General features: G+C 74.5%; 5 protein-coding genes and 1 pseudogene. 3 read left to right on the top strand and 3 right to left on the bottom strand.

Annotation, left to right across the window (positions count from 1 at the left end; all coding sequences use genetic code 11):
• Positions 1-258, top strand: a pseudogene (locus CQZ88_RS31695) (PLP-dependent aminotransferase family protein); the annotation flags it as partial.
• 6 nt (positions 259-264) lie between these two features.
• Here the strand turns inward: CQZ88_RS31695 and CQZ88_RS23790 are convergent.
• The 3 genes from CQZ88_RS23790 to CQZ88_RS23800 are packed head-to-tail and all read right to left on the bottom strand — an operon-like array spanning position 265 to position 1,877.
• The gene (locus CQZ88_RS23790; protein WP_006942757.1) at positions 265-561 is read right to left on the bottom strand and encodes an MGMT family protein; all 297 of its coding nucleotides are present in this window, start codon (positions 559-561) and stop codon (positions 265-267) included.
• Positions 562-1,338 carry an alpha/beta fold hydrolase gene (locus CQZ88_RS23795; protein ID WP_006942759.1) on the bottom strand — a complete coding sequence of 259 codons (777 nt, stop codon included), beginning with the start codon at positions 1,336-1,338 and terminating at the stop codon, positions 562-564.
• A complete protein-coding gene (locus CQZ88_RS23800) occupies positions 1,335-1,877 on the bottom strand; it encodes a helix-turn-helix domain-containing protein (protein ID WP_029544571.1) in 543 nt (180 codons plus the stop codon). Before CQZ88_RS23800 ends, CQZ88_RS23795 begins: the two co-directional genes overlap by 4 nt.
• Positions 1,878-1,929: 52 nt before the next feature.
• Here CQZ88_RS23800 and CQZ88_RS23805 point away from each other — a divergent pair, with 52 nt between their 5' ends.
• Both CQZ88_RS23805 and CQZ88_RS31700 read left to right on the top strand, forming a co-directional pair.
• Positions 1,930-2,340, top strand: coding sequence for a PaaI family thioesterase (locus tag CQZ88_RS23805; RefSeq protein ID WP_006942764.1), 411 nt, complete (start codon positions 1,930-1,932; stop codon positions 2,338-2,340).
• A gap of 96 nt (positions 2,341-2,436) precedes the next feature.
• Positions 2,437-3,896: UvrD-helicase domain-containing protein (locus CQZ88_RS31700; protein ID WP_258008750.1), on the top strand; the 1,460-nt coding region annotated here is incomplete at its 3' end.

Genomic DNA, 3,896 nt, shown 5'->3' on the forward strand with positions numbered 1-3,896 from the left:
GTCCCGCCCGCGGGCGGGTTGTCGCTGTGGTGCCGGCTGCCGGACGGCATCGGTTCCACCCGCCTCGTCGCCGCGGCGGAACGGCAGGGACTCGTCCTGCTGCCGGGCACCCGATTCGGCACCGGCCACGCGTTCGACGACCATCAGCGCCTGCCGTTCACCCGGCCGGTCGCGGAACTGCTCGCCGCGGTCGACGTGCTGGCCGGGCTCGGCGCGGCCGTCCTCGAGCCGCGGCGAGCGGCACCACCGCTGGTGTGAGCCGGCTCAGAAGCGGTGCCGCGCCGCCGCGAGATCGACCCGGCCGTCGCGGATCGGCACGCCTTCGAGCTCGAGCCGGGCGAGTTGCCGGTGGGCCAGGTGCGCGGCGGGCCTTCCGGAGGCCGGGACCACCCGGTGCCACGGCAGGTCCGCGCTGTCGGTCCGCATGATCCAGCCCACGGTGCGCGGGCTGGACAGGCCGGCCGCCGCGGCGACGTCGCCGTAGGTGGTCACGCGGCCCTCGGGGACGGAGGCCACCAGCTCCCGGACGCGTTCGACGTCCGCCTCGCTCGTTGCCGGCATCTACAGCAGCTTCCGGACGAGGGCCGCGGTCTCCTCCGGTCGTGCCTGATCGATCATGTGGTCGCAGTCGATGTCGAGCGCCGTGAGGTTCGTGCCGAGGCGGTCGGCGAGGGCGGCCCGGAACTCGTCGGTCACGTACGGCGGCTGCACCTTCGCGGCCCGCGCGACGATCGTGGGCAGGTGCGCCGGTGGCAGGACGAACTCACGCGCCAGCTCGCTCCACGACGTCACCAGGGCGGGAACGCACAGGCGCCAGTTGACCCGGCCCGAGTCGAGGGTGATCAGGTGCTCGGCGAGTTCGGCGTCGAGCAGCGCGGGATCGACCTCGCCCCACGCGCCGTTCGTCTTGTCGGCGCGGGCCTCGGTCGCGTCGGTGTAGTCGGGGTGCTGCACGGTCAGCTCCGCGATCTCGAGCATGCGTTCCGGCGGCAGCCCGATCGCCGGATCCAGTAGCACCAGCCCGCGCACCCGCTCGGGGGCGGTCGCCGCCAGATGCACGGCGAGGGCGCCGCCGAACGAATGCCCGACCACCAGCACCGGACCCGAGGCGTGGGCGTCGAGGACGGCGAGCAGGTCCCGCACGTGCGTCTCGAAGTTCCACGGCGGCGTCCACGGGGAGCGGCCGTGCCCGCGCAGGTCCGGCGCGATGACCCGGGCCTGGGGCAGGTGCTCGGACGCGAGGTGCTCCCAGCGCCGGCCGTGACCGGTGAGGCCGTGCAGGGCGAGCAGCTGCGGACCGTCGGCGGGGCCGAACAGATGGGTGTGCAGTTCGTTCACCCGTCGATTGTGTCAGGGCCGCGGCCGGTTCCGGTGGCAGCCGATGCGCTCGCGCGGGACCGGTGCGGCCGGTCGGCGGGGACGGGCCGGGCTCCCGGACCCGGGGTCGATTCGGTCTCGCGGGCGGTCAGTCCGGCCGTGCCGGCGGGAACGACCACCGCGGCGACGGGCCGGCCGCTCACCCGGTCGCGAACCACCACGGGGGGCCCGTCCTCGTCGGCGCAGTAGCGGTCGCCCCACTGGAGCAGGGCGACGAGGACGGGGAAGAGGTCCAGACCCTTGTCGGTGAGCCGGTACTCGTTGCGGGTGCGGTGTCCGGCCTGCCGGTACGGCACCGGGCGCAGGATTCCCGCGGCCACCAGTTTGCGCAGGCGGTCGGCCAGGATCGGCTCGGACATCCCGACGTGTCGCCGCATGTCGTCGAACCGGCGCACGCCGTTGAACGCCTCCCGCAGGACGAGCAGGGTCCACTTCTCGCCGATCACGTCCAGTGTCCGCTGCACGGAACAGTTCGCCGTGTCCGTCTCCAACCAGCGCATGCATCGAGGCTAGACCCTTGCTAACTGTAATTTCAGAAGTTAGCGTGACGCCATGGACACCACCTCTACCGATCTCCCCGCCGGCAGCGCCTTCCTGCAGGCGGCGGGCCTCGTGCTCGACGAGGTCTCCGGCACCCGGGTCACCGGACACATCGATCTGAGCCGGGACCATCACACTCCGTGGGGCGTCGTGCACGGCGGTGTCTACACCACCGCCGTCGAATCCGCGGCCAGCGTCGGGGCCAGCGCCGCTGTCCAGGACCGCGGCCAGTTCGCGGTCGGGGTGCACAACAGCACCGACTTCCTGCGCTCGAGCACGGGGGAGCGCGTCGACGTCGTCGCCGAACCGCTTCAGCAGGGCCGCGTCCAGCAGCTGTGGCTCGTCACCGTCACCGGCACCGAGAGCGGCAGGACCCTGGCGCGCGGTCAGGTCCGGCTGCAGAACATTCCGTTGCCCGGCTGACTCGCCGCTCCGCGGCCTTGTCGGATTCGCCGCTCCGCGGCGGTGCGGGATTCGCCGCTCCGCGGCGGTGTCGGTCCCGTCTGCTGGAATGTCCCCATGACCGACGCCGACATCCGCCCCGACGCCCGGCCCCGGCAGGCCGAGGTGCGGCTGGTGCCGAGGCCGGACGAGGCGCCGCCGCAGCGACAGTGGCCCGAGGACGTGCAGCGGGTGTTCGCCGATTCGCCGCCCATGCCGCAGTGGCGGCCGTGGCAGGTGCTGGGCGGCCCCGGGACGGGTAAGACCGCGCTGCTCGTGGACCTGGCCGTGTCCCGGATCGCCGCCGGCGCCGACCCGGAGTCGGTGCTGGTGCTCACCCATTCCCGGCGCGCCGCGACCGAGGTGCGAGAGGCGATCACCGCCGGGTTGCTCCGCGTGGGGGCGGTTCCCGGTGGTCCCCGGGCCACGCGGGAACCGCTGGTGCGGACCGTCCACTCGTACGCGTTCGCGGTGCTGCGGCTGCAGGCGTCCACGCACGGCAACCCGCCCCCGCGCCTGATCACCGGCGCCGAGCAGGATGCCGTCCTGCGCGAGCTGTTGCGCGGCGATCTCGACGACGGCGCGGGCATGTGGCCCGAGCGGCTGCGGCCCGCGCTCGGCATGACCGGCTTCGCGGTGGAGCTGCGGGACCTGATGCTGCGCGCCAACGAACGCGGCCTCGGTCCCGAGGACCTGATCGAGCTCGGGCAGCGGCGGTCGCGGCCGGAGTGGGTCGCCGTCGGCGAATTCGCCGCCCGGTACGAGCAGATCATGCTGCTGCGCGGCGCGGTCGGCATCGAGGCGCCCGAGGCCACCGCGCCCGCCCTCGACGCCGCCGAACTCGTCGGGGCGGCCCTCGCCGCGTTCGTCACCGACCCCGACCTGCTCGCACGGGAACGGACCCGGATCCGGCACCTGCTCGTCGACGACGCCCAGCATCTCGACCCGCAGGCGGCGCAACTGGTGCGCGTCGTCGGGCTCGGCACCCGCACCACCACCGTCGCCGGCGATCCGGACCAGGCGGTGTTCACCTTCCGTGGCGCCGACCCGGCCTTCCTTGCCGCGCTGGTCGACGACGACCCGAGCCGCCGCGTGGTGCTCGGCACCAACCACCGCGCCGCCCCCGAGGTGGCCGAACTCGTCGGCCGTATCACCCGCCGGCTGTCCGGCCTCCCGCCGCACCGCGGCGCACCCGCCGTCCCGTCGGACGACCCGGGCACCGTGCGGGTCCGGGTGCTGCCGACGCCGGCGAAGGAAGCCGCGCTCGTCGCCGACACGCTGCGCCGCGCCCACCTCGTCGACGGGGTGCCGTGGTCCCGGATGGCCGTCGTGGTGCGGTCGGTGCCGCGCTCGCTCGCCCCGCTGCGGCGCGCCCTGCTGGCGGCCGGCGTGCCGGTGACCACGGCCGCCTCCGAGCTGCCGCTGGCCCGCCAGCACGGCGTCGCCGGGCTGCTGCTCGTACTGCGGGCACTGTCCGGGCTGCCGTTCGGCGGCGAGGAGGCGCTCGCCCTGCTGTCCGGGCCCGTCGGCGGAGCCGA

It is taken from the genome of Rhodococcus sp. ENV425, assembly GCF_002887785.1.
Taxonomy (GTDB): Bacteria; Actinomycetota; Actinomycetes; order Mycobacteriales; family Mycobacteriaceae; genus Rhodococcus; species Rhodococcus aetherivorans.

Excerpts from the sequence above, each read along its gene's own strand:
- CQZ88_RS23790 (WP_006942757.1), bottom strand. The coding sequence starts at position 561 with ATGCCGGCAACGAGCGAGGCGGACGTCGAACGCGTCCGGGAGCTGGTG.
- CQZ88_RS23800 (WP_029544571.1), bottom strand. The coding sequence starts at position 1,877 with ATGCGCTGGTTGGAGACGGACACGGCGAACTGTTCCGTGCAGCGGACA.
- CQZ88_RS23805 (WP_006942764.1), top strand. The coding sequence starts at position 1,930 with ATGGACACCACCTCTACCGATCTCCCCGCCGGCAGCGCCTTCCTGCAG.